At 31.3% G+C, this 25225-nt stretch carries 24 protein-coding genes; 11 read left to right on the top strand and 13 right to left on the bottom strand.

The annotated features are described in order from the left end of the window. Positions 1 to 200: 200 nt before the first annotated feature. Positions 201 to 647: a response regulator gene (locus tag ASJ80_RS11325; protein ID WP_218105052.1), complete on the top strand. Its 447-nt coding sequence runs from the start codon at positions 201 to 203 to the stop codon at positions 645 to 647. A 12-nt stretch (positions 648 to 659) separates the two neighbouring features. Beyond that, positions 660 to 1772: a response regulator gene (locus tag ASJ80_RS11320; protein WP_069583673.1), complete on the top strand. Its 1113-nt coding sequence runs from the start codon at positions 660 to 662 to the stop codon at positions 1770 to 1772. 914 nt (positions 1773 to 2686) lie between these two features. Here ASJ80_RS11320 and ASJ80_RS11315 read toward each other — a convergent pair. The 3 genes from ASJ80_RS11315 to ASJ80_RS11305 form a co-directional block, all read right to left on the bottom strand. Beyond that, on the bottom strand, positions 2687 to 3490 hold the full coding sequence (locus ASJ80_RS11315) for a metal ABC transporter permease (RefSeq protein ID WP_069583672.1): 804 nt from the start codon (positions 3488 to 3490) through the stop codon (positions 2687 to 2689). Between the two features lie 20 nt (positions 3491 to 3510). Continuing rightward, entirely contained in the window at positions 3511 to 4263 is a 753-nt protein-coding gene (locus tag ASJ80_RS11310) for a metal ABC transporter ATP-binding protein (protein ID WP_069583671.1), read from the bottom strand. Between the two features lie 204 nt (positions 4264 to 4467). Then, positions 4468 to 5352, bottom strand: coding sequence for a metal ABC transporter solute-binding protein, Zn/Mn family (locus tag ASJ80_RS11305; protein WP_069583670.1), 885 nt, complete (start codon positions 5350 to 5352; stop codon positions 4468 to 4470). Positions 5353 to 5473: 121 nt separating this feature from the next. Between ASJ80_RS11305 and ASJ80_RS11300 the strand changes: the two genes are divergently transcribed. The 5 genes from ASJ80_RS11300 (at position 5474) to rfbB (ending at position 9422) form a co-directional block, all read left to right on the top strand. Further along, a complete protein-coding gene (locus ASJ80_RS11300; RefSeq protein ID WP_069583669.1) occupies positions 5474 to 5857 on the top strand; it encodes a CopG family ribbon-helix-helix protein in 384 nt (127 codons plus the stop codon). A gap of 204 nt (positions 5858 to 6061) precedes the next feature. Next, positions 6062 to 6898 (top strand): dTDP-4-dehydrorhamnose reductase, encoded by an 837-nt coding sequence (gene rfbD, locus ASJ80_RS11295; protein WP_069583668.1) that lies wholly within the window; start codon positions 6062 to 6064, stop codon positions 6896 to 6898. Between the two features lie 27 nt (positions 6899 to 6925). After that, a complete protein-coding gene (gene rfbA, locus ASJ80_RS11290; protein ID WP_069583667.1) occupies positions 6926 to 7801 on the top strand; it encodes a glucose-1-phosphate thymidylyltransferase RfbA in 876 nt (291 codons plus the stop codon). 33 nt (positions 7802 to 7834) lie between these two features. Further along, complete coding sequence (gene rfbC / locus ASJ80_RS11285; RefSeq protein WP_069583666.1) at positions 7835 to 8392, top strand: dTDP-4-dehydrorhamnose 3,5-epimerase; 558 nt, start codon at positions 7835 to 7837, stop codon at positions 8390 to 8392. Between the two features lie 22 nt (positions 8393 to 8414). Next, the gene (gene rfbB, locus ASJ80_RS11280) at positions 8415 to 9422 is read left to right on the top strand and encodes a dTDP-glucose 4,6-dehydratase (RefSeq protein WP_069583665.1); all 1008 of its coding nucleotides are present in this window, start codon (positions 8415 to 8417) and stop codon (positions 9420 to 9422) included. A 77-nt stretch (positions 9423 to 9499) separates the two neighbouring features. On the opposite strand, the gene ASJ80_RS11275 is transcribed toward rfbB, so the two are convergent. The 6 genes from ASJ80_RS11275 to ASJ80_RS11250 all read right to left on the bottom strand — a co-directional run bounded on the left by ASJ80_RS11275 (position 9500) and on the right by ASJ80_RS11250 (position 15979). After that, positions 9500 to 9997: a MarR family winged helix-turn-helix transcriptional regulator gene (locus ASJ80_RS11275; RefSeq protein WP_069583664.1), complete on the bottom strand. Its 498-nt coding sequence runs from the start codon at positions 9995 to 9997 to the stop codon at positions 9500 to 9502. A gap of 192 nt (positions 9998 to 10189) precedes the next feature. Further along, positions 10190 to 11434 (bottom strand): Ig-like domain-containing protein, encoded by a 1245-nt coding sequence (locus tag ASJ80_RS11270; protein WP_069583663.1) that lies wholly within the window; start codon positions 11432 to 11434, stop codon positions 10190 to 10192. An 84-nt stretch (positions 11435 to 11518) separates the two neighbouring features. Then, positions 11519 to 12289, bottom strand: coding sequence for a precorrin-4 C(11)-methyltransferase (cobM, locus tag ASJ80_RS11265; RefSeq protein WP_069583662.1), 771 nt, complete (start codon positions 12287 to 12289; stop codon positions 11519 to 11521). 1 nt (position 12290) lies between these two features. Continuing rightward, complete coding sequence (locus tag ASJ80_RS11260) at positions 12291 to 13184, bottom strand: DUF166 domain-containing protein (protein ID WP_069583661.1); 894 nt, start codon at positions 13182 to 13184, stop codon at positions 12291 to 12293. A gap of 152 nt (positions 13185 to 13336) precedes the next feature. Beyond that, positions 13337 to 14929 carry a hypothetical protein gene (locus ASJ80_RS11255; RefSeq protein ID WP_069583660.1) on the bottom strand — a complete coding sequence of 531 codons (1593 nt, stop codon included), beginning with the start codon at positions 14927 to 14929 and terminating at the stop codon, positions 13337 to 13339. A 93-nt stretch (positions 14930 to 15022) separates the two neighbouring features. Continuing rightward, entirely contained in the window at positions 15023 to 15979 is a 957-nt protein-coding gene (locus tag ASJ80_RS11250; protein WP_069583659.1) for a glycosyltransferase family 2 protein, read from the bottom strand. 678 nt (positions 15980 to 16657) lie between these two features. Between ASJ80_RS11250 and ASJ80_RS11245 the strand changes: the two genes are divergently transcribed. Further along, entirely contained in the window at positions 16658 to 17989 is a 1332-nt protein-coding gene (locus ASJ80_RS11245; protein ID WP_069583658.1) for a tetratricopeptide repeat protein, read from the top strand. Positions 17990 to 18015: 26 nt separating this feature from the next. Here ASJ80_RS11245 and ASJ80_RS11240 read toward each other — a convergent pair whose 3' ends face one another. The 4 genes from ASJ80_RS11240 to ASJ80_RS11225 all read right to left on the bottom strand — a co-directional run bounded on the left by ASJ80_RS11240 (position 18016) and on the right by ASJ80_RS11225 (position 21936). Next, a complete protein-coding gene (locus ASJ80_RS11240; protein ID WP_083240949.1) occupies positions 18016 to 18768 on the bottom strand; it encodes a hypothetical protein in 753 nt (250 codons plus the stop codon). An 80-nt stretch (positions 18769 to 18848) separates the two neighbouring features. Beyond that, entirely contained in the window at positions 18849 to 19535 is a 687-nt protein-coding gene (locus ASJ80_RS11235; protein WP_069583657.1) for a fimbrial protein, read from the bottom strand. A gap of 12 nt (positions 19536 to 19547) precedes the next feature. Next, positions 19548 to 19784: a hypothetical protein gene (locus tag ASJ80_RS11230; RefSeq protein WP_069583656.1), complete on the bottom strand. Its 237-nt coding sequence runs from the start codon at positions 19782 to 19784 to the stop codon at positions 19548 to 19550. 625 nt (positions 19785 to 20409) lie between these two features. Then, positions 20410 to 21936, bottom strand: coding sequence for a DUF1616 domain-containing protein (locus ASJ80_RS11225; protein WP_083240948.1), 1527 nt, complete (start codon positions 21934 to 21936; stop codon positions 20410 to 20412). A 626-nt stretch (positions 21937 to 22562) separates the two neighbouring features. Between ASJ80_RS11225 and ASJ80_RS11220 the strand changes: the two genes are divergently transcribed. From ASJ80_RS11220 to ASJ80_RS11210, 3 genes are read left to right on the top strand one after another with little or no spacing between them, the layout of a single operon-like run. Beyond that, the gene (locus ASJ80_RS11220) at positions 22563 to 23405 is read left to right on the top strand and encodes a DUF3473 domain-containing protein (protein WP_069583655.1); all 843 of its coding nucleotides are present in this window, start codon (positions 22563 to 22565) and stop codon (positions 23403 to 23405) included. Beyond that, the gene (locus tag ASJ80_RS11215) at positions 23402 to 24565 is read left to right on the top strand and encodes a carboxylate--amine ligase (protein WP_069583654.1); all 1164 of its coding nucleotides are present in this window, start codon (positions 23402 to 23404) and stop codon (positions 24563 to 24565) included. Before ASJ80_RS11220 ends, ASJ80_RS11215 begins: the two co-directional genes overlap by 4 nt. Positions 24566 to 24568: 3 nt before the next feature. Next, complete coding sequence (locus tag ASJ80_RS11210) at positions 24569 to 25189, top strand: PHP domain-containing protein (RefSeq protein ID WP_069583653.1); 621 nt, start codon at positions 24569 to 24571, stop codon at positions 25187 to 25189. Positions 25190 to 25225: the final 36 nt, after the last annotated feature.

The following is a 25225-nucleotide window of genomic DNA, read 5'->3' as shown; positions in this document are numbered from 1 at the left end:
GCTATATTTTTATCTAATTATATTTTAAACTTATAAATTAGTTTGTTTAAGTTAACCGGCGGGTTAAAATATTTTAACATTGTTTAAAATAATTGAGTACTCACTGCACAATTTATTAAATAGTCAGAAAAGATATAATACTTTAAATTAATATATGGAATTTGTGCTTTTAAAAAGTATACTTCATAGGAGGGAATACAATGATGACCAATCCAATAAATATCTTACTGGTTGAAGATAATCCCGCAGATGCACGACTCATAAAAGAAGTCTTCAAAGATACAAAAACTAAAAATAGATTGTACGTGGTAAAGGATGGTGTAGAGGCAATGGCCTTTTTAAATCAAGAATTGGAGTATGCAGACATACCGAGACCTGATGTTATTTTGCTTGATCTAAATTTGCCCCGTAAAGACGGTCGTGAAGTTTTAAAAGAATTGAAGGAAGATGATTCATTAAAACGCGTGCCAATTGTCATTTTAACTACTTCAAGTGCTGAAGAAGACATAATTAAAACTTATAATAATCATGCAAATTGTTATATCACCAAACCTGTGGATTTTGACCAGTTTCTTAAAGTTATAAACTCTATTGAAGATTTTTGGCTTTCAGTTGTTAAATTACCTTCTAATTTAAATGGAGATTGATGGGGTTAAGATATGGAGGATAAGCTTATCAAAGTTTTAATAATTGAAGATAATCCTGAAGATTTCAGATTAATAGAGGAAATGTTGAAAGAAGTTAAAAGTCCGGTATTTGAACTGCACCATTCTAAAAGACTTTCTGATGGGCTTCGGTGTCTTGTTAGGAATGATTTTGATATTTTACTGCTTGATTTGAGTCTTCCTGATAGTGTTGGGCTTGATACATTCTTCAGCGTATATGAACAGGCCCCTGAGATACCTATTGTAATATTGAGCGGGTTCAATGATGAAGAAACAGCCATTAAAGCTGTAAGCGAAGGGGCACAGGATTATCTTGTAAAAGGACAGGTTAACAGTCTTTTATTGTCTCGATCTATATCTTATGCTATTGAACGTAAATTAATTGAAGATGAATTAATCAGGCACAGATATTATCTAAATGAACTGGTTGAAAAAAGAACAGAAGAGCTAGAAAGAGCCAATAAATATCTTCAAGAAGAAATAAAGGAAAAAGAAACGCTCATAGATGAAATATATGGGCGTATTCAGTTTACTCTTGAATTGATCTCAATTATAATAACTATAGATGCCTCTGTAATTAAAGAAGAAGATTCAGCTGATTTCTATATTAAAAGCCAGACTCGTATAAATGCTATTATGATGCTTAATGAAATACTAGATCAGTCCGAAGATTTTGCAATGGTTAATTTTAATACATATACTGCTCTCCTCATAAATTATCTACTGGATGTATATGCTGTTGATAAAGATCTTGTTAAACTAAATTTAGATATTGGTGGAGTTTTAATTGATATAAATACTGCAATTATCCTTGGATTAATTCTAAATGAGCTTATATCAGATAAATTAAAATATGAATTTATTGAAGGTAACTACTTTGAATCAGATGAGGATAAATGTGAGTTAAACATTAGTTTAAAATCTTATGATGGGACTGTTAAACTGGTCATGGATTATGGTGATTTTGGAGAAGATATTAATGGATCTAAAAAATCTAAATCAATGTTAAAATTTATAATGACAATATTAGAACATTTTAATGGTTCAATTGAGTTCATGGAAGATAAAAAGAAAATTTGTCTTATTTTAAGTGAAATTAAAGTTTAAACAGTATTTGAATTTTATTTTTTTATTTTGAGATTATTTATATTAAATTTTTGAATCTATAATTTAATTGATATAACATCTAAAAATGGTTTAAAACAGATATGTTATCTATAATCACGGATCATTGTATAAATTTAATTATTTTTGAATATTCAAGCTTTCAATTTTAATTAATGTAATTAACTTGATTAACTAGTTCTATGTATTTTCAATTAAATTTATTAGAGAAATTTTAAATTGGATGATATATTCAATATTGGGAATGTACAATATACTGATTATTAGGTTGATAAGTTGATAATATCAAATAATGGAAAGTATTATTAATAAGTAATAATATATTAACTAATTGAAAACTAGTGCATGTAAATATAGATAGTTGCCTAGTTATCGCCTCCACGCATACATTTGCAGACCAATTTATAATTATATTTTGGTCTGCATATAAAACTTATTTTTTAAAAATTGCTAAAATTCTCAAAATTCAAAGAATTTAAGGCGATAAGAACTGTTAAAATCCCCAAAAAAATCTGTCAAAGATTTATCATCTTTAACACTTGCTAAATTTAAAATTTCGCAACACTCTCAATTTCAAATTCATAAAATTAAAAATTTCAACATAAATTTCTTATTTTAATGTCTGGTGTATAAAATTTCAAAATCAGAAGGCATAAAGGAGGTGAAAAGAATGGAAAAAATAACAAGAAGGATGATTTTATCCATACTTTTCACCAGGACTTGTTCGGCCCTTGATTTAAAGTAATTATCACAAATAAATAAAATTTTGTCCATTAAAATGTGAATTATTTCACATGTGATATTATCTGTGCATAAAATCTTAAGAAAAAGAAGTTTAGAATGGCAAATTCCATTTTTAATCCTTTTATTTGATGTATAACCTGGATTATAATGAATTACCAGTATTTTTTTACCAGCGAAACTACTGTGAAAGTTATTCCTAAAACTAAAATAATAGTTGCTCCTGAAGCTAAATTGAATATGTATGAAAGCAGCAGGCCAATCACAGTTAAAATAGCACCGGTTATAATGGAAAATACCATTAATTTTTTGATATTATAGGTAAACTGTTTGCTTATGGCAGCAGGAATGCTTAAAAGGGCAATTATAAGGATAACTCCAACTACTTTAATAAGAACTACAACACTTAAAGCCACTAGGGACAGGAGAAGCATGTAAATAAATTCTGTAGGAACTCCCAGTACCTTTGAAAATTCTTCATCGAATGATATAACCAGAAATTCTCTCTGGAACAGGAAAACTGTTGCTATAATTATTAGATCTAAAATGAACATTATAAAAAGATCAGAGTTGTCTATGGTTAGTATGCTTCCAAAAAGGTAACTAAAGAGGTCTGGAGCGTTTCCTGGAGTTAAATTTATGAAAATTATACCAATAGCCATACCTACACTCCATAATATTCCAATAGCTGTATCTTCACTAACTTTAACCCGATCTCTAATTGCGCCTATTCCCATTGCAGATAAAATACTGAATGGAATAGCTGCCAGTACTGGATTTACACCTAAAAAGTAGCCAAGACCTACACCACCAAAAGCAGCATGGGATATTGCTCCACTTAGAGAGACTATTCTTTTTATAACTACGTAGGTTCCAACGATTCCGCATGCGATACTCACAAGCACCGCTGCTATGAACGCTCTCTGCATGAACTGATACTGAAGTATATTTTCAATCATCAATAATCTCCTTTATTGTATTATTTTTCATGTTTTCCCAGAACTCTGTGGGGAATACCATGGCTTATAAGTTCAAGAGGACATTTATAAACCTCTTCTAATCCTTTTGCAGAACCTTCCACTGAACCGTGATAAAATAATTCACGGTTAAGACATGCTATTTTATCAACATGGGCCGAAACTGCCCCTACATCATGACTTATTAAGATTATAGTCATTTTATCATTCAAACGGGATAATAATTTGTAGAACGAATTTTGCATTTCAGGATCTATACTGGCCATGGGTTCATCCATAAGGAGAAGTTTAGGCTCTCTTACAATGGAACGAGCTATAAAAACCCTCTGCATTTGTCCCCCTGAGATTTCATTTATTTGTCTATCTCTTAATTTGTAAATTTCCACGTTTTTTAAAGCTTTTTTGACTGCTTTTTCATCGCTTTTTTTGTAACCTTTAAATAATCCGTGATATCTGCCGGAAAGTACTGTGTCAAAAACGTTTATAGGAAAATCAGGATCAAAAGCAACATGCTGCGGTAGATATCCCATTAATTTTCTGGATTTTTTAGGTTCCCTGTCGAAGATTTTGACTTCACCGGTGTCTGGTGTCAGGATCCCCATGATGATTTTAATGAGAGTACTTTTTCCACCTCCGTTTGGGCCTATTATTGCCATTAAATCTTTTTCATTTACAATGAGGTTAATATCATGAAGAACTGATAATTTGCCAAATTTTTTTGAAACATTGCTAATTTCAACTACTTTTGAAGCCATAATTTAACCTTCGTTTTTTTTTATTGTTGTTAGACTTATGGGGTTAACATATTTTTCAGCTTATATTGCTGGTTTCAACGATGTAATATCCATAATTTAACATTCAATTTATATAATTAACTGTTAAATAAAAAAAATCAGCAGTATATTTCTGTTATATTGCTGATCATAAATGATAATACAAATAACTTAAAATTAATTTTTTTAAGACCCTGCAAATGCTTTAGCGACATTTTCCATGTTTTGCAGGTAATTTTCATCAAGATCATTTACAAATACAACTCTACCTCCTATTTGGGAGGCCACTGACTGCATATATTTGGGGTTGTACTGTGGCTCTGTAAATACCACTTTTATATTATTTTTTTTGGCAGTATCCACCATCATTGCGATTCGCTGTGGTGATGGTTCTTCATCGTTGATCATAGCTGCAATCATGGTAAGATTGTAGGCTTTGGCATAATAACCGAAAGCAGGGTGAAATACCAGTATAATAGAAGTATTTTTCTCTTTAAATGTTTTTGTCGTGTTTTTATCTAATTCATCAAGTTTCTGTAAATACTGGTCACGGTTTTTTTGATAGTAATCTTTATTGGCAGGGTCTATCTGAACTAATCCATGACATATATTTTCAACCATTATCTTAGCATTTTTAGGGCTTGTCCAAACGTGGGGGTCCACTTCATCAGATTCATTTTCTGCAGTATTAGGCATTAATTCTATCCCTTTTGAACAGTTTACAATAAGCATATCTGGATTAATGCTTTTTATTTTGGACATGTAATTTGTTTCAAATTCTACAGATGACCCTACTTCTGCATACATTCTTGCTTTTGAGATGTTGGTTAATTGCTCAGGTAACGGCTCGTAGGTATGCGGGTCTGATCCAGAGGGCACCATTAAAATTACATTTACTTTATCTCCCCCTACAGCTTTAACAAACTCAACTTGCGGACCTATACTCACTGCTACGTTTAATTTACTGTTATCTGATTCTTCTTGACCGCTTGCAGCAAAATAAATGAATAATCCTGCTGTTAAAATGAATATTAAAAGTAATGATACTATTATTATTCTTCTCTTTTCCATTCATAGCCCCCCAAGCTATTAAACTTTGTATGCTTTATTATTAGTTCTTATTAATATTTAAATATAATGTTAATAAAATTTAGCATAATCTTTATAATAGCTTATTAACTTATAATACAACATGCCAATTGTCAGTATATCATTGAACGAAAAGTTGCTTGAAGAAATAGATAGAATAAAAGATGAAGTCGGTTTTTCTGGAAGATCTGATGTAATTAGAGCAAGCGCGAGGATGTTAATAGCAGATAATAAGGAAAAAGAGGCTTTAGAAGGTCAAATTAATGCGATACTTGTTTTAATTCATAAACAGGAAGTTGAAGACAGGGTAACTGAAATAAAACATGATTTTGAAGATATTGTCAACACACAAATTCACAGCCACCTTAAAGACAGCACATGTCTTGAAATATTTATTTTAGATGGTTCAGCAGATAGAATTAAAAAGATCGCTAAAATGTTCCAGATAAGCCGTAAAATTGATTATATTAAGTTAATTGTAGTATAAATTTTCACTATTCCTGATTGATTATTCATCAAATAACAACTGAATTAAAGTTATGTATATCTCTATTTTATGTAATAATCCATTTCATTAAATTTCACGTATATGTTATTTATAATAAGTAATATAAACCTAAAACAAATTATAAATTTAAATAAAACATAAGTTTGATGTATATTAATTTAATTACTAATAGGATTTGAAAAAATGAAAGTATTAATCATTGGTTCTGAAGGTATGCTGGGTCATGATTTAGTGGATAGTTTATCTGCAGAAAATGAAATCAGTACCACTACAATTGACACTTTAGATATTACAGATATTAATAAGACAATCAAAACAGTAAAGGAGATTAATCCTGATGTTGTGGTGAATGCCGCGGCATTTACCAATGTGAATGAATGTGAATCCAAATTTGATTTAGCATACAAAGTAAACGTGCTGGGAACAAGGAACGTTGCTGCTGCATGCAGGGAAGCTGATAGTGCCCTTGTTTATATATCTACAGACTATGTTTTTGATGGTACTAAGGGCAGTTCATATTATGAATATGATCAAACCAACCCATTAAGTGCTTATGGCAAAACTAAGTATTTAGGTGAAGTTTATACCCGTGACATTTTAGACAAATTTTATATAGTTAGAACTGCATGGTTATACGGCTACCACGGCCCTAATTTTGTTACTACAATGCTTAATTTAGCTAAAACAAATGATACTATTTCCGTTGTTAATGACCAGGTAGGTTCTCCCACTTATACTGTAGATCTCGCAAATGCCATTACGCAACTTATTAAAAAACCAGCCTACGGCATCTATCATGTTACAAATAGTGAATACTGTTCATGGTATGAATATGCCAGAGAAATTTTTGATATAGCTGGAATTGACATTGAAGTAAAACCAGTTACTACAGAAGAGTTTCCTACTCCTGCTTTAAGACCCGAATATTCAGTTCTTGAAAATTATAACTGGAAAATGGAAGGTTTTCCAGAAATTCGAAGTTATAAAGAGGCTTTAAGGGAGTATATGGGCTTATTATAAATGGGCTGCATAAAGGAGGGATAACAAATGAAAGGAATAGTTCTGGCAGGTGGATCTGGTACAAGACTTTACCCGATTACAAAATCTGTTTCAAAGCAGTTACTACCTATTTACGACAAACCAATGGTTTATTACCCATTATCTGTTCTTATGCTTGCAGGTATCAGGGAAATACTAATCATTTCCACTCCTCGAGATTTGCCTCTTTATAAAGAGTTATTAGGGGACGGCAGTGATCTGGGGGTTTCTTTTTCGTACGCAGTGCAAGATGAACCCCGGGGGCTTGCAGAAGCATTTATAGTTGGAGAAGATTTCATTGGCGATGATAGTGTGGCTTTAGTACTTGGAGATAATATATTTCACGGTCACAGGTTCAGTGAAATATTAAAAAGGGCTGCAGTACTGAAAAAGGGTGCAGTTATTTTTGGATATTATGTTAAAAATCCAAGGGCTTTTGGTGTAGTTGAATTTGATGAGGATGGTAATGTACTTTCTCTTGAAGAGAAACCAGAGAATCCGAAATCAAAATATGTTATTCCTGGACTTTATTTCTATGATAATGATGTAATTGAAATAGCTAAAAACGTAAAGCCTTCTGCTCGGGGAGAACTTGAGATTACATCTGTTAATGAGGTTTACTTGAAGCGGAAGCAATTAAAAGTGGAATTGTTAGGTCGTGGAATGGCATGGCTAGATACAGGAACACATGATGGGCTTTTAGAGGCCAGCAACTTTGTTGAGGCTATACAGAAAAGGCAGGGATTTTTTATAGCATGTTTAGAAGAAATTGCTTATCATAATAGATGGATAAATGCTGAAAAAGTCCTTAAACTGGCGAAAACTTTAGAAAAAACTGAATACGGCAATTATCTTACTGAGCTAGTCAATAACAATCGATTTTAAGATTCAAATTTAGAAAATATGTGGAGAGTTAATATGGGTAAATTTAAATTTATAAAAACAGCTATTGATGGTGTTTATGTCATAGAACCTACAGTGTTTGGAGATGAAAGGGGTTACTTCATGGAGACTTACCATGCAGAAGAATTTAGGGAAGCAGGATTAGATTTTAACTTTGTTCAGGATAACCAGTCCAAATCCAAAAAAGGGGTTTTAAGGGGGCTCCATTTTCAGTATACCAAACCTCAGGGTAAACTGGTCCGGGTTATAAAAGGGGAAGTATTTGATGTGGCGGTTGATTTAAGAAAGGATTCACCAACATATGGTAAATGGGAAGGAGCCGTTCTCTCTGATGAAAATAAAAAACAGTTTTATGTACCTGAAGGATTTGCACATGGTTTTTTAGTACTTTCAGATGAAGCAGAATTTACCTACAAGTGCACCAACTTTTATGATCCTCATGATGAAGGAGGAATACTCTGGAACGACCCTGATATAAACGTTGAATGGCCAATTGGTCAAGATATGGAAATTATGCTCTCTGAAAAGGACATGAAGTGGAAAACATTTATAGAAACTGGTACTGATTTTTAAATAATGCTGTGGAGAACAAATAATGACAAAGATACTGATTACTGGGGGAGCAGGGTTTATAGGAAGCAATTTTGTAAGATATATGCTTGATAAATATGGGGACTATGAACTTGTCAATTTAGACTCCCTTACATACTGCGGGAATCTGGAGAATTTGAGGGGGATTGAAGATAATCCTAATTATACCTTTTGTAAAGGAGATATAACCGATAAAGATTTAGTTTTTAAAATCACATCTGATGCGGACTACATCGTAAACTTTGCAGCAGAATCTCATGTAGACCGCAGTATTGAAGATCCTGAAATATTTATAAAGTCAAATGTACTTGGGACTCAGGTTCTTTTAGACGCTGCCAAAGAATATGGTATTAAAAAGTATCTGCAGGTATCAACTGATGAAGTTTATGGTTCATTGGGAAAAACAGGTTATTTCAGGGAAAATACTCCTCTAGCTCCTAATAGTCCTTATTCTGCAAGTAAAGCCAGCGCAGATTTAATGGTCAGGGCTTATAATAAAACGTTTGATCTGCCGGTAAACATAACCAGATGCTCCAATAATTACGGACCATATCAGTTCCCTGAGAAATTAATCCCTTTAATGATATCCAACGCCCTTGAAAACAAGCCGCTGCCGGTATACGGTGATGGGCTGAACGTAAGAGATTGGCTGCATGTTTATGACCACTGTTCTGCTATAGATCTTGTCCTTCATAGGGGCAAAATTGGAGAAATCTATAATATAGGTGGAAACAACGAGAAAAAGAATATAGATATAGTAAAGTTAATTCTTCAAAATTTAAATAAGCCTGAATCTCTTATCAACTTTGTAAAAGATAGATTAGGTCATGATAGGAGATATGCTATAGACTCCAGCAAAATACAAAGTGAATTGGGCTGGACACCAAAATATACCTTTGAAACAGGTATAGCTGAAACTATACAGTGGTATTTAGATAACAAAGAGTGGTGGGAACGGATAAAAAGCGGTGAATACTTGGCTTATTATGAAAGAATGTACAGTAACCGATGAGCTAGAAAAGGATGGATAAATCGATAATCTATCCTAAAACTTTTAATATATTTGGATAATGGCTTAAAACATTCAGTTTACTTTTTTGCATTTTTAGCTTCATTATACAGGTTTCCTGATATTTTTTCCAGTTTCATTACAATATTGAATAATGAACTTATTTCTTCATCCTCCAATCCTTTAAATAGAGAAATTATAGATTTAGCATCTTCAGGACTCCTTTTTTCCCAGTACCTTCTGCATTCATCTGTAGTTCTCAGTCTTAAAATACGCCTGTTATGGAGATCTCGTTCTATCTTCATAAAGCCCCTTGATTCTAATCTGACTGCCAGCTGTTTTACATTTTGATGGCTAGTACTTAATGCATCTGCAACTTCCTGCATAGATGGGTCGTGGTCAAATGCGTTTTCTATAACAATCATCATTAACCATTGTTTAGTTGTTATTTTATCATCTGCAAGTTCTTTATTGATTATATAACCCCAGCGCTGCTCTATCAAAAATATGAATACCAGTATATATTGTTCCATTTCGAATCTATTTGAATGTCCTTTTAGGTTTGAATTCTGTTCCATTTTTACCAGCCAAAAGTTGTTATTTAGATCTGTCAGTCTTTCATATAGGTAATATATTACGTGTTTATGATATTTTTACCTGCAGATTATATAAACTTTGTGTTCATGTTTAAAAAATGAGTTTAAAATATTTTAAAGAAAATGAAGAATTAAAAAGTAACATCCTCAAGTAATTTCAATTAATTTTAAAAATTATGTAATCTTAAAGCTGTTTACTGTTTGTTCAATTAAATAATCGTTCTTTTCGTAGTAATCATTGAAAACCATTAATTGCAGTTCATATACACTTACATTATCTTTTGTAAGAGTTGTCCTGTCTATATAAAACGGTGCAGCTATGTCATTGGAAAATACAGGATTATTTTGACATTTATATATAGTTCTAAATCCAGTCATCCCATCTTTGTTGATATCCTGCTCAAAAACTTCAGTTCCACCCCACCATGTACGTATGTGAACATCCTGGGTGTTTTTATAGTCTTCAAGAGAGTTTCCAAATTCATTACCAATTTTACCATACCATACTATGGCTTCAACACTATTTCCATAGATTAAATCTAATCTTGCATCTTTTCCGGCATTTTTATATGATTGTCTTTCCCAGACTGCAGGATAAGTTATTGAAAATCCTTTTCCAGTGATGTTTTTCATTTTGACACTGTTTGAAAGATAGCTGCTGTTAAAGATTGACATAATTGAGGGGAATATATCATAATCACGGGTGACATTTTGAATTTGAGTACTGTCCCTTTTACCTGTAGATGCGGCAGTTACATTAAAGTAAGCTGATGTGGAATTTAAAGGAACATGGAAATCCTGTTTAAAATAGCCGTTGGAATCTGCCTTTAAAGTAATATTGTTGATCACCGGGTCATTAAAAGCGGTATCTACATAACTTTGGAGGTTAAGGTTACTTCTCAGGGTCATATTTGAAATAATATGAATAGTAGCGCCAGGATCGCTTTTACCTTCCAGTACAAGACTTTTATTCCCATAACTAAGTTCTTGCATAGGTTTAATTGAAAGAAATGTTAATGGGCGCTGTATTTCAATATCTTGAGAGACCTCATATTTCCCATGTACCTGTGAAACTACAGAAACTTTGGTGTCGGTGATGCTAAGTGGAATGTTAAGGTTGTAACTAAAATTACCGTTGTTATCTACTTTAACAGGCACTTTATTTAAGTTTAAATCTGCATCATACAGAAAAATTTGGGCATTTGGTTCTGAGGAACCTGTTATAGTATATTCAAGAGTGCTATTATCTATTTGAGCATTAGGTGTCTCTAAAGATAAATAAGTAATATCTGGAACCAGTATTCCTGCCATTACAATAAATATTATAGAACCTATACAAAATAGGCTTAATCCCAGCACTGCTTTGTTGGTATTGCTCTGCCTGTTGAACCATTCTTTTAGTTTATTTATATAACTCAAGTTTCTTACTTCCAAAGTTTTAGATTAAAAAAAGTTAAGTAAGTGTATAAATATTATGATATTTATTTTATCTGTTAAATTTTATTATTTGTTTTTGCGCCCTTCCCTGTATTCATGTGTAAATTCCGCATCATAAAGTTTGGATGGAGTAATATCACCTGGATTAAGAACGTTACCTACTACTATAATCGCGGTCTTTTCAATTCCAGCTTCTTTAACTCTGGAGGCAATATCTTCTAAAGTACCTTTAACTATCAACTGGTCTTTCCATGAGGCCTTCTTAACAACTGCAACTGGAGTGTCTTTAGGGTAGTGAGTTAAAAGATCAGAGACGACATTTTCAATCATTTGAATTCCTAAAAAGATGCACATGGTGGCATTATGCTTTGCAAGTCCTTTGATAGATTCTGATTCTGGTTTAGGAGTTCTACCTTCAGGCCGTGTTATAATAACTGTCTGTGACACTTCAGGCAGTGTTAATTCAGATTCAAGTGCGGCTGCAGTTGCAAATAAAGAGCTGACACCGGGTATAATTTCAAAGTTAATATTATTGTGCCTCAAAAATTCGATCTGTTCTCCTATTGCCCCATATATGGCTGGGTCTCCTGTATGTACTCTTGCAATGATTTTTCCCTGTTTTGTTCTTGTATCCATTATTTCCAAAATTTCATCAAGGTTCATAGAAGCGCTGTTGTATATTTCAGCTGTTTTTTTAGCGACACTTAAAACTTCTTTATTTACAAGTGACCCTGCATAAATTATAATATCTGCATTTTTTAATGCATTCTGGCCTTTAACGGTTAAAAGTTCAGGATCTCCAGGTCCTGCACCTATAAATATTACTTTTCCTTCCATTTTATTCACTTCTTTTTAAGTTTACGTTATTTTTAATTGTAATAGCTTCAAGTGGACATTTTTGGACGCAAATGGAACAGTGTCCGCATGAATTTGCATCAATTTCCACTTTACCGTTTTCTTTGATCTTAACAGTTTCATCCCCTATGGGACATACCTCATAGCAGATATGGCTGCAGTTATCTCCACCCTGGCATATTTCTTCACAAACGACCGCAGATTTTGCAGCAAACCCAAGCTCTCTCTTTACAGCTTCCTTGATCCTGTAACCTGCAACGTGCAATAATGTATCTCCAATTTGAGGATCAATATCCATGGAGGCTAAACATGGGTAATTATGGTATCTGCCTCCCGCCTCAAATTCAGCTTCAGCAACAGGTACATTTTTCAATTTCTCTGCTACAAACAATGTCGAACCGCAGGGCGCGCCTCTTTTAACTTCAACATGTCTTATTAGGTCATCAGCTTTGATCTCAAGTTCCGGCTTTCCAAAGGATTCTACAAATTTATCTATATATTTATCTCCAACGGGCTCAAGCGAACAAAATGGTTTTGGAAACACTATTCTGGCATCACGAGCCTCGCTTTCTATTTCCATCTGGAGACCTGCGGGAATTTGTTTGGGGTCATGTATTGGTACAATTATAGACTTTGCTCCAGTTTTACATGCAACGAAAGGTATAACCATATTTATGTCCCCGTATAATCCAATTGAAAGGACCAGATCTGCTTCAGGAAGATTATCTGGAACATACCTGCTGACATCATCTATAAATTCGGGTAAATCTCCCGGAACTTCATATATCCCTATTATGGAAGATGCCAGCCCCATTTTGGATATATGGTTTATAATCCTTGAACCATACTTTCCCGATGTTAGTATAAAGATATTCATTTTAATACCCGCTGAAATTTAAAAATGATCGGATGTATTCCTTTTAAATATGTTTAATTGTTTTATAAATTAGGATAATTTATACATAATTAAAAGAGAGAAGTTGGTTAATGTATGGTTATTTTTGTATAAAAATATAATCGTGGTGTATTCTATGTTTTTGCAGTTTGAACCTTGCATACTATAAAGTCGTTGTTTTCGTATACTATTTTTGCATATTCTGGTATAACCTGGTGAATATCTCTGCTGAAATACAGCAGCCCTCCAGGTTCGGTACGGTAAGTCTTATTACCTGAAGAGAACTTTAACCTTTTATCATATACAAGGTAACCTATATCTTTCTTAATAAGTGTTGATTGATTGACTTTACCAATGAGCACACGGTTATAACGTGAGAGAGGCTGCCCTGTATCAGCTACTAAAAACATCCCGGAATAATAATTGGAAATCACTACCCTTTTATCTTTATCTCCATTTTTTCTAAACCAGTCGGCTAAATCTATTTCAGATGCAGAGGGCGGTGCTATACTTATGGTTCCAAGCTCTGTTTGGGCCCCAAAAGTAGCTATTTTAGGGTTACTTGCTATTAAAACTCCATTTATGGTTGCAAGTAAGAATATTATCCCTAAAATCAAATGTCCTACTGGTAAATTTGATATTTTCTTTTGTTTTCCCCAATTGTACACTTGATACAGGCCAAAACCGCCTAATATTGAAAGGGGTATCAGTATATAAATAAGAACCCTGTAAGATATCATATTAAGTCCAAACCAGTTAATTTTGCTGAATATGAACATTACTGCTATCCATACTATTAAAAGGGCAGATTTATCTTTCACAGCTTTAGGCAGGTCTAATTTATAGGATGCCACAGCACCTATAAGTGCAAACAATAAAGCCATGATTCCTAACTGCCATACATAACGAATTAAGTTTAAAGGCTGGTTGTAGTTGTATGAGATTGAGTCTTTGTAACCAGTTACAGCACCTATCCCATTTTGTAGTATATTATGTATTAGACTAGTGTCTAGAATTAGAACAGCTGTTAATGCTATAACTGCTGCACAAACAGGAGGTAGTATCCACACAATATACTTTTTAAAAACATATATATCTCTGCTTAAAATAGATTTAACAATAATAAATGAGGTTATTGTTAAAAATAATAAAAATGCAGCTGATTGGTGGATTGATACCATTAAAATAAACAATAATCCGGATATTAAAGCATATTTATATGTATCTGTATCTCTTTTCAGGGATATGTAAAATAAATACACTGCAATTGGGAATATGATCAATGCTATATTTTCAGGAATAGGTAAAACTATCCTGTTAACAAGGTTGCTTGATAATATTAGAAAGCCAGCAGAAACACCTGCTGTTAAACCATAAAATTTATATCCCACGTATGAAACTGAAAATACTATGCCTGCTGCAATTAAAGGCTGTAAACAGCGTGCTATCTGGAAGTAATTAATTTTTGTGATATAACCTATAGCTGCAATAAATAAGTGGAATAATGGGACGTATCCTATTTTTTGCGGCCCATTTTGTAAACTTATCAGCGGATCTGTAAGTGTAAACCCGTACTGTGCATATACTTCTGCAATATGTACGTGGTGGATGATGTCCCAGCTTAAAGGCCAACCGTATTGTAATGTTGGGATAATTCCTATGAAAAATGCTATGATTGAAGGAATAATAATTAAAAGATTTTTGTTAACAATTTTATGGTTAAACATTACAATAAATATGCTATTCAACTGTTAAAAACATGTCGGGTAGTACTGCAATCTTATTAATTAAAAAATGTTCCAGATGACTAAATATGTATTTTATTTGCCCCTTTGTTTGAATTTAAATTGGGAATTACTGGAAGCATCAGTAGGAAAAGTATAGGTAGGGTTGTTTACAACATGATTTATCATTCGGGCTATGGAATCTAAAATTATGCCTGTAAATGCTAAAAATCCTCCTGCTAGGGTTGCGATTATTGCAAGAACTGTAGGAAGTAAACTTCTAGATCCGCCTCCTAAATAATCTCCAAAGAACATAAGGCCCAATATCACTCCTGTTATAATTATTATAACTCCAGGCAATGTAAAATAGTACAGGGGTCTTTGAAATTCAAGATCGTTTATTACCCTCATGAGTACACCTACTCCGTGAGTTACAGGATTTTTAGTGGAACCATCAACGTCGTATCTAACGCTAATTTCAACTTCTTTAACTCTTAGCCCTGCATTGGCCGCGTCCATTAACATTTCACTTTCAATGCCGAAACTAGCGCAGCTAAATCTGAAAGCCGGTATTGTATGTCTTGCAAATGCCCTAAAACCGCTTTGGCTATCTGTAATATTAAGATCTCCATTTAAATTAGTGGCCTTATCAAGCACTGTCTGGCCAATACGCCTGTATGATGGCGTATCTTTCTTATCTCCATTGATATATCGGCTGCCATTAACCATATCTGCTTCGTCATTAATTATAGGGGTAACAAGTTTTGGTATTTCTTTTGGATTGTGTTGTCCATCTGAATCTATGGTAATTATGATATCGGATGATTTAGCAGCTTCAAAACCAGTTTTTAATGCTGCACCTTTGCCTATATTGAAGGGATGATTTATTACTTCAGCCCCTGCCAGTTTGGCGATCTCTGAAGTATTGTCAGCACTGCCGTCATCAATAACAAACACGTTGTCTACATATTTTAGTGTACTTATCACAATGCTTCCAATGGATACTTCTTCATTGTAGGCCGGTAATATGGCTGTTATTTTTATTTTAGTCATTTTGTCCCCTTTACCCAAACACTGATTTTTGATTAACAGCTTAAAACGCTAAATACTAATTAATTTATATTTTACATATAAATAATTTATTATATTGGTTAATACTGTTTTATGAGTTAGTATATCCAGTAATAACCTGTTTTAAACTGTTTTAGATTTGTGTATTACAGTTATAATTCATTTATTTGTGGAATTAATGCTATAACATGTCTTAATGTACTTATTAAGTAGTATGATATCTTTATTAAGTTATAATGTATTATTTTTTTTAATTTAATGATTAAAAACTTAAATATGGTTTTAATCCTTTTATATAAAACTATTATATTTTTTTATTATATATAAGTTCACATTTTTTTTTATATATCAATATAAAGATGTTATAAGGTTCACAAAAGTAATTTATTGTTTTATATGTGCATAAAAAGATTTAATGTAAATAGGATAATCCTATGTTAAAAATTAATGATTTGTAATTTGTTATATCATGTAATACTTATATTTAATTTTTTATATACTATAATAAAGTTTATTTATCTTATATTACATAATCCTGTTTATGATTACCTTTTCTATGAATTAATATGAATTATTATTAAGTTTTTGATAGGTAACTTTATATATGCAACAATCAAATTAAAACAGAAACTATTTTTTGGAAATAGTATGGGTGAATCAATGGACAAAACAGATGCTAAAGGCGCGCTTGAATTAGGATCAAGCTTTTATAATCATGGAAAACTTGAAGAAGCGGTTCTATACTATAAAAAAGCATTATATTTATTTGAAATGACAAATGATCTTAAAAAAGAAGCAGATACCCTTCTTGAGATAGGGGATTTGTATCTTGAATTAGATAATCTTGAAGAAGCGCGAAAACATTATAAGTATGCATTAAATTGTTACAGTGAAGTTAAAGACAGAAAAGGAGAGGGTTACTCTCTTACTGGATTAGGGATTATTTTTGAAAAATATGGCGATTATGAAGAGACCAGGGACTACTATGAAAAAGCCATAAGAAAGTTTAAGAAAGTAAAGGATTTTAAAAGAGCAGGATTGGTTTCAAATCTTGTGGCAAATACTTTTAAGCAACAAAATGCAATAGAAGATGCTGTAATAGATTACAAGTGTTCCTTAGAGTTATTTAAAAAAGTCAAAGATTATAAAAGAGAAGTGCGTGTTAAACAAAAGATGACGAATCTTGAATCTATGCGATCTAAAGTTAAATCGTCTAAAAAAGAGATATTGGCACTGATTATCTATTTTATTATTATTTCCATAGCCGAGGTTTTAGTTGCATATAATAATATAGAATTAGGCTTAATTTTAGAGTTTATTATACTCTTTGCACTTTTAGTTACTTCATCTATCTCTGAGTCTTATAATTTTTCAAATCTTTTAAGGGCAATGATGATTTTACCACTTATTAGGATATTAAGGCTTGCTCTTCCAGTTACACAGGCAAATCTTCTTTATTTATTTTTTATAATATCAGTTCTGCTGTTTATCACTTCAGTTACTATAATAAAAGTCCAAAAATTTAACAGAAAGAAAGTAGGTTTAGTTTTGGGTAATATTCCAGTTCAACTTATTATAGCTTTAAGTGGTTTCCTTTTAGGATTTATTGAATACCTGATATTAATGCCCCAACCTTTAATCCCATCTTTTACTTTAGAAAGAGTTTTACTTGCAAGTATAGTCCTTGTGATATCCACTGGGTTTGCAGAAGAATTACTATTTAGAGGAATACTTCAAAAAAATGCAGAGAATGTACTTGGAAATATATATGGAGTTATATATGCTTCTCTATTATTTATGGTCTTTCACATTGGCTGGTACTCTAGTTTAGATGTTTTATTTGTATTTGGAGTATCAATGTTTTATGGATACATATTTCAGAAGACAAGAAGTTTATTGGGAATTACGTTGTCTCACGGTATATGCAATTCTGTTTTATATTTGGTTATGCCATTTGTTTTCCCAAGTGTTATCCATTACTTAATGTTTTGAAAAAAAATATCTTTAAAATATAGTGTTCACATATATATTATATCATAAGCTGGTTGAGCCTTATCTTTTTGGCCATTAGGGTAATGTACATAGTCCATTCTTAAAAGGAGCCTATTGTTTTCATTCATAATTTTAAACGTTCCATCCCAATCAGTTATTGCTCCATCTAATTTGAAAGTTCCATTTATTTTCCCATTTTCACTTGAGAATGCGCTTATCCCAGTCCATGCCGCGCATGACATATTTAAATTACCTGAAAATCTAGTTTCAACCATGGCTTTCCTAAAATCACCTGAAAGAAGTGCTTGTATTGTATTAAATGTGATTACAATATTGTCTATTTTTCCAACGCCATTAAGGCCTTCTTTTGTGTAATCAAGAGGACTTTCTGCTTTTTCAGCTCCTGGAAGCTTTATAAAAAAGGTAAAATCACGTCCTTGCCCATAAATATTATAATAACCTGCTAAAGACCCACTACTTGTAGATTTTGGAGGTATCCATATATTTGAAGTGTAATTGTATGGAATCATATCAAATAAAACCCCTTCTAAATCATATCCATAAGCTATAAATCCCGATATAATAATTAATGCTGCCATTAAAGGCAATATAATATTCTTATTTTTTAATTTTTTAGTTTCCTGTTGAAGTTCCTTATATTCTAGATTGCCACCACATTTACAGCTTTCAAAGTCATCTAATGATTCTCCTTCTTTAAGTTTATAGATACCTTTGCATTTTTTACATATTATAATATCTGGATTTCGTGATTTCTTCATTTGGAAGCACCATATTTAATTTAGCTTATCTTTTCTAATAATTATTGCTAAAAATGGAAAAAAAAGTTTGTTTAATGTTTTTAAGTCGTTGTTTTCATAAGTGTTGTCTTGAATGGATCTATTATAACAACATTACATAGTTCAGGAATTTCTAAGAAAATCATTCTAACTCTTCCATCTGAATCCACTATTAGTAGTATTTGTTCATGTGCGGAATAATCCCCATCTAAAAACATCTGAAGTTTATTAATATCATCTCCAATATACAAATTATTGTCATTCATAAAATTGGGGAGATTGTACACTGTTAAGTTGGGATATTTCATAATATAATATCTGTCATTGGGTTGGGGGTTACTTGTAGTGGACCATCCCTGTATTGTCTGTTCTAAAGTTGCAGTAGGGGCATTAATGGTCCCGTTTACGAGTTCTTTCCATGTTAAAATATTAATTTTGGTCCCTGAAGGTAACCTTTGATTTCCATAACCTGCCATATTACTTAAGTCAACTGTTACAGAACTTTTTGGTTTTATATAGATGTTAGAATAGAAGGTTTTTACTTCCCCATTTTTGAGGGTCACATTTTCATAAATAACATTCATATGAACCCATGTTGTGCCATTATTGTAGTATGCTATTTTGGTAGCTGCTGCAACTTGAGTACCTGTAGCAACCTGATTTTGAGTACCATAATAAATTGTTAATAATAGAGCCCCTAAAATAATCAATATAATCAATGAAGCTGCTAATTTTCTATTTTTTTGCATATATGACCAATCCTAACTTATTGTTATAACCCTATAAGCTACCATGACTAGAAATACTAAAATAAGGGGTACTATTACAATATTAGATCCACTGACAAATGATTTCATTCGTTTATTTTTATCTGATTCTGCACCTACAATTTCTTTAAGGGCTAAAAATATAATCAGTGCAGCTATTACGATTATACTATAATCCATAATTTGTGGGGGGGTTATAGTTGTAGTCATAGCTGTCAAAGTCGAGATCATTTATTACCTCCAAATAATATACATATCTATTGTAATTAATATATAATACTTGTTATTTTTTATTTTAACAAATTATAATCCTATTAATTAGTGGTTACGTGTAATTATACAGCCATATATTAATAAATTTATTTAGTAATATATGAATTATAAATTCTATAGTTAATTAATATGGTTTAACATAAATGGTCGCTGTGAAGTATGATTTAAATTAAATTTTTTATTTAATGGCTTTAATTTAAGTAAGTAATTGATAGAGAGAATGTTTTGGTGTATCCCATGTGATTTTTTCACATAACTATACAGTATTATCTGTATTATTGGAAGAATTGTTTTAATTTATATCTTCAGTATCTTTTTATACAATAATAACAATTGCAATACTTCATTATCACAATCTTCTAAATTAATTCATTTAGAATTGATCTGTACTTTTTAGCACATCCCGAGCACAATTAAATTTATAAGATATATTTACAAAATAACTATTTTAAAAAGATTATAGCCCCTTAAAAATCTTGAACTTAACTAATTTTATATTATCATTGTTTGAATTATAAATTAATAGTTAAATATTAAAATAGCGTTCTTTAAGTATAATTAAATTCCCAATAAATCTTAGTTACTATTTAGTATTTATCCATAAATGTAGAGAACGATAAATATTAGTATTATCTGGTAATTTATATAAAAGGAATTCTAGCTCCTGCTTTTGACCCAAACTAGATGCAGCGAATTTAAACGGTTTTTCATATGATTGATTGTTATATAAAATGATAGTTTCATTGTCTATTGTTTGATTATTTAATTTAATTACAATAGTGTAATTAACATCAGCATACTCATGGTTAATTATGCCAATTGTAACATTTCCATCTTGTCCAACTGTTAAATTAATTGGATAATCGCTTGCCTTTCCATTTGGCCCTAAGATATAAAATTCTGTGAACTTTTCACCTTCCTTTGGGATCATCATATAAGCGGTAGCAGAAAATGCAAGAATAATAGAAATTACAAGTATAATTGATAAGATCTTATCTGTCCCTGATTCTTTTCGGAATGATTCCTTTATTCTATTAAAATAACAATTAAAGTCAATAGTGAATCTTTCATTTTCAGGTGTCTTTAACCTTCGGATATAAGCAATAATGCTCATTAAGATTGTGAAAAGTGATAAAGATATGGATATAGGTCCTAATTTAATTCCAAAGGGAGTATAGTTTAATAAAAGACCAATAATGGGGGCAATTACTATACTTATGCCAAAACTAAGTGCAATTCGTTCAGTACCTTTTAGATCATAGTCTTTGGGGAATAATGCTGCTATTGATGAATATCCTGGTGCAAATAAGATTAGTATAAGACTAAAGATAATCCTAAAAGGAGTATTATTTATGGGAGTTAAAACAAAAATCATGCATAAAAAGGTGAGTAACAACATTAATACAATATCTATGGACATAAATCCGTGTTTTTCATTCAATTTATAATATTTTTTAGCATATTTGAGCTCACCACCGCATTGACATGATTTAAAATCTTCTAAAGACTCTCCTTTTTTAAGTTTATAATGGCCCCCGCAGTTTTCACATATTATATAGTTACTAACAAAAATCTTAGATTTTTTAGAGGTTTTCTCATTTGTAGATTTTTTTCTTTTTAGATTATCCGATGTCAATATATTTTCAACATATTTTAATTTACCCCCACAGCGACATATGTCCACTTCTTCTAAAGACTTTCCTTCTTTAAGTTTATAATAATTTCCACAGCTTTCACAGAATAAGTATTCCTTTGATTCTTTAGATGCTCTAAATCTTTTGATGTATCCTACTGCTGCAAAAAATATAGTTACTATAGTTAGGATAATCGCTATGTTTTTAGATGTGATGTTAATGTAATGAGTAACTAGAATTAATAAAAATAGGATAACTATGCTTATTAGAATGCTTATTAGACTTTTACTGATTATTCCTTTATTTTTAGTAGATAAAGTTATTAAAATTGAGTATCCGGGTAAAAAGAATATCGAAAGCATATATGGGATTATAATTTCGATATGCATGTTTAAAGATGGAGTTATGATGCAAACAATGGATATTATTGCAAGTAAAATCACTGAAATGACGTCAATGTTATTTATTTTATTCATTTGATGCCTCTAGATGTGTGATCATGGTTAAATTTAGGGTAAGTATTAATTACTTGATAAAATATTATATTTATCCTATTTAAAAGTTGATTTATGAATAAAAAATTCAGTATAAATATTATTTCTTTTAATAATACTTTGATATTATTTAATGTGCTGAAAATGTAATTTAAATATCTTTTTACAACCATTGGGTGATTAAATGGTCTTTTTACTTAAAATTTTGTAATATAAATCTAATAACTACTCTTTATTCTATTTGTTTTATCTAGTAATGAATTATCTCAAAATTAAAAAATAACTGAATTTAAAGTTTTTAAAATAATTTGAATTTTAATTAACTTGAATTTTATGGAAAGATTACATAAAATTTTTTGAAATTTCTTTCATTGTAGTTATATTCTGAAATCACATTTTTACGTTTATAATATCTTTTTTTCCTATTAAAAATAAGTAATTAAAAATTATTATTGTGATTTAGGTATTATATTTATATTAATTTAGTATTAACTTTATTTTTTCCAAATAAATTAATATTAAGTTAATTTAGTTTCTTAATTTTAAGATTAAGCTTATATAATAAGATAAATAATATAATCTCGACATTACTTAAGTGGTGTATCTAAATGCTCAAAAATCAAATTCATATAACTGTTGATGTAGAAGAATGGTTTCATTCAAACTGGTTTGATGTCTCTGAATGTATAAAAAAACATTATGATGGAATATACCCTGAAAGTGATGTTTTAACGACCACAGAAAAATTAGTGGAAATGTTTAATAATTATAATGCTAGAGCTACATTTTTTGTATTGGGTGAAACTGCAGAGAAATATCCCGAAATTATGGAGATTTTAACTGCAAATGATCATGAAATAGCTTCTCACGGATGGTTTCACAATAAAAAATATGTGGATATTATAGATTTTAAAAATGACATTTTAAGGTTTAAAGAGGAAATTTATCAGGATGTAAATGGATTTAGATTTCCTAATTTTGGCTATTCAACTGAAAAATTTAAATTTTTAATTAAAAACGGCTTTAAATATGATTCATCTATTGTTCCGTGTTTAAAAATTCCAGGATGGTATGGTAATTCAAAAGCACCTATAATTCCTTATGATCTAAATTTAGATGGTGGAATGGCCATAAAAGAATTTCCTATGACTGTACTTCCTTATTTAAGGTTACCTGGTGCTGGAGGATGGTTTTTAAGAAATGCAGGTTACCACTGGACCAAAAATGTGGTTAAATTTTCGTTAAAAAGGACAGGTTATGGTATGATTTATATTCATCCATGGGAAATAAGCGACTCAAATCCATGTATTAAAGATATTCAATTCCATGTTTTTAGAAATACTGGTCAAAAAACCTTTGAAAATCTTGAAAGATTGATAAAAACATTTTCAGAATATAATTTTTCAACGATCTCAGATAGTCTAAGTTTAAACAGTGGAAATGCAAAATGAACAGAAATGTACTTGTCACAGATGCGCAAATGAGAAGTTCTCTTGCAGTTATACGTTCTTTAGGGAAAAAAGGCTTTAATATAACTGCTGGTGAAGAAACAAGGTTTACCACGGGGTTTTTCTCAAAATATTGTGGCAAGAAAATTATTTACCCCAATCCTATAAAAGAAGAGGAAAAATTCGTTGAAAGCCTTTTAGCCACGGTTAAAAATAATGATTACGACATTTTATTTCCTGTTGCTGATAACTGTCTGAAACCTATAATTGAAAATAGGGCAGAATTTGATAAATATACAAAAATAGCTCTTCCTGATAATGATACATTTATGAAAGCTTATGATAAAGGAAATACTTTGAAAATTGCTATAGAAAATGATATTCCATGCCCTAAAACTTATTTTAGTATTGATGAACTCTATGAAAATCAGGAAAAACTGACTTATCCATTGATTATAAAACCAAGGATAAGTTCTGGAAGCAGAGGGTTTAAAACATGTCATTCATTTAATGATCTTATTTCTAATTACAAAGAACTTCAAGAAGAATTCGGCGCATTACTGGTTCAAGAATATATACCTTACGGTGGAGAGATGGGTGTTTACACATTATTTAACTTTGAATCAGAACCTAGAGCAGTTACTGTACATCAAAGAATAAGGTCATATCCTGTTTCGGGAGGACCGAGTACCCTCAGAAAAACTATCAAAAATGAAATTTCAGAAGAGGCCGTTAAAATTGGATTTGAACTTTTAAAGATTATGAAATGGTCAGGAGTAGGAATGGTAGAATTTCGAATCGATGGAAGAGATGGATCTTTGAAGTTAATGGAGGTTAATTCCAGATTCTGGGGATCTCTGCAGCTTTCTATTTTATCCGGTGTGGATTTTCCTTACATGCTTTACAGATTATTTATGAATGGAGATGTTGAACCTGTCTTGGATTACAAGGAAGGAATTTACTGCAGGTGGCTTCTGCCTGGAGATATCTTATGGTTTTTAAATGCTCCTAACAAGTCTCAAAACATTAAAAAATTTTTAAAATGGGACACACCTGACGATATAATATCTAAAGATGATATTGGACCTACTTTTGGGTTCATTGTTGCTACTTTAAGGTATATTTTTGATATAGAAATGTGGAAATTTGTATTGAGGAGATAACAAATGATATATGATTTACACATACATTCCAAATACTCTCCAGATTCTTTGCTCAAACCCGAGAAAATAATAAAGACTGCAAAAAATAAAGGTTTAGATGGAGTAGCTATAACTGATCATAATACTTTAAAAGGCGGAATTGAGGCTTTAAAGATCAATAAAGACCCTGATTTCGAGATTATCACTGGTTCAGAAATAAGAACTGAATATGGTGATGTATTAGGATTTTTTTTAAATGAAGAAATTGAGGATCGTATCTTTGAGAATGTTATTGATGAAATAAAATCTCAAGGTGGAATAAGTGTTTTAGCACATCCTTATCGCCATTATAATGCTCCTGAAGAGATAATTGATAAAGTTAATTTGGTTGAAGGTTTTAATGCTCGATCCAAGTCAGTTTATAATATGAAATCTCTTGCGCTGGCAACTAAATTTAATAAATCTTTAACTGCAGGAAGCGATGCTCATCTGTATTTTGAAATAGGTAATGGAACAATTAGTACTGAAAAAAATATAGAAAAATCATTAAAAAACGGAAAAACGAAAATTGATGGTAATGAATCAAATTATTACTTGGTTCACGGATTAAGTGTTCTGATAGAAAAAATAAAATGGCTTAAATGAAGCCATATACTAAAAAAATTTGTGATTCTAATATTT

Origin of the sequence: Methanobacterium bryantii (assembly GCF_002287175.1) — an archaeon.
GTDB lineage: Archaea > Methanobacteriota > Methanobacteria > Methanobacteriales > Methanobacteriaceae > Methanobacterium_D > Methanobacterium_D bryantii.
This window is presented reverse-complemented; position numbering and strand designations above follow the sequence as displayed.

What these genes read in the sequence shown, in the direction of transcription:
- ASJ80_RS11225 (WP_083240948.1), bottom strand. Translation starts at nt 21,936, where the DNA reads ATGAATAAAATAAATAACATTGACGTCATTTCAGTGATTTTACTTGCA.
- ASJ80_RS11305 (WP_069583670.1), bottom strand. Translation starts at nt 5,352, where the DNA reads ATGGAAAAGAGAAGAATAATAATAGTATCATTACTTTTAATATTCATT.
- ASJ80_RS11310 (WP_069583671.1), bottom strand. Translation starts at nt 4,263, where the DNA reads ATGGCTTCAAAAGTAGTTGAAATTAGCAATGTTTCAAAAAAATTTGGC.
- ASJ80_RS11230 (WP_069583656.1), bottom strand. Translation starts at nt 19,784, where the DNA reads ATGATCTCGACTTTGACAGCTATGACTACAACTATAACCCCCCCACAA.
- rfbD (WP_069583668.1), top strand. Translation starts at nt 6,062, where the DNA reads ATGAAAGTATTAATCATTGGTTCTGAAGGTATGCTGGGTCATGATTTA.
- ASJ80_RS11250 (WP_069583659.1), bottom strand. Translation starts at nt 15,979, where the DNA reads ATGACTAAAATAAAAATAACAGCCATATTACCGGCCTACAATGAAGAA.
- ASJ80_RS11245 (WP_069583658.1), top strand. Translation starts at nt 16,658, where the DNA reads ATGGACAAAACAGATGCTAAAGGCGCGCTTGAATTAGGATCAAGCTTT.
- rfbC (WP_069583666.1), top strand. Translation starts at nt 7,835, where the DNA reads ATGGGTAAATTTAAATTTATAAAAACAGCTATTGATGGTGTTTATGTC.
- ASJ80_RS11255 (WP_069583660.1), bottom strand. Translation starts at nt 14,929, where the DNA reads ATGTTTAACCATAAAATTGTTAACAAAAATCTTTTAATTATTATTCCT.
- ASJ80_RS11220 (WP_069583655.1), top strand. Translation starts at nt 22,563, where the DNA reads ATGCTCAAAAATCAAATTCATATAACTGTTGATGTAGAAGAATGGTTT.
- ASJ80_RS11260 (WP_069583661.1), bottom strand. Translation starts at nt 13,184, where the DNA reads ATGAATATCTTTATACTAACATCGGGAAAGTATGGTTCAAGGATTATA.
- ASJ80_RS11240 (WP_083240949.1), bottom strand. Translation starts at nt 18,768, where the DNA reads ATGAAGAAATCACGAAATCCAGATATTATAATATGTAAAAAATGCAAA.
- ASJ80_RS11210 (WP_069583653.1), top strand. Translation starts at nt 24,569, where the DNA reads ATGATATATGATTTACACATACATTCCAAATACTCTCCAGATTCTTTG.
- ASJ80_RS11235 (WP_069583657.1), bottom strand. Translation starts at nt 19,535, where the DNA reads ATGCAAAAAAATAGAAAATTAGCAGCTTCATTGATTATATTGATTATT.
- ASJ80_RS11325 (WP_218105052.1), top strand. Translation starts at nt 201, where the DNA reads ATGATGACCAATCCAATAAATATCTTACTGGTTGAAGATAATCCCGCA.
- rfbA (WP_069583667.1), top strand. Translation starts at nt 6,926, where the DNA reads ATGAAAGGAATAGTTCTGGCAGGTGGATCTGGTACAAGACTTTACCCG.
- ASJ80_RS11300 (WP_069583669.1), top strand. Translation starts at nt 5,474, where the DNA reads ATGCCAATTGTCAGTATATCATTGAACGAAAAGTTGCTTGAAGAAATA.
- rfbB (WP_069583665.1), top strand. Translation starts at nt 8,415, where the DNA reads ATGACAAAGATACTGATTACTGGGGGAGCAGGGTTTATAGGAAGCAAT.
- ASJ80_RS11320 (WP_069583673.1), top strand. Translation starts at nt 660, where the DNA reads ATGGAGGATAAGCTTATCAAAGTTTTAATAATTGAAGATAATCCTGAA.
- ASJ80_RS11275 (WP_069583664.1), bottom strand. Translation starts at nt 9,997, where the DNA reads ATGGAACAGAATTCAAACCTAAAAGGACATTCAAATAGATTCGAAATG.
- cobM (WP_069583662.1), bottom strand. Translation starts at nt 12,289, where the DNA reads ATGGAAGGAAAAGTAATATTTATAGGTGCAGGACCTGGAGATCCTGAA.
- ASJ80_RS11315 (WP_069583672.1), bottom strand. Translation starts at nt 3,490, where the DNA reads ATGATTGAAAATATACTTCAGTATCAGTTCATGCAGAGAGCGTTCATA.
- ASJ80_RS11215 (WP_069583654.1), top strand. Translation starts at nt 23,402, where the DNA reads ATGAACAGAAATGTACTTGTCACAGATGCGCAAATGAGAAGTTCTCTT.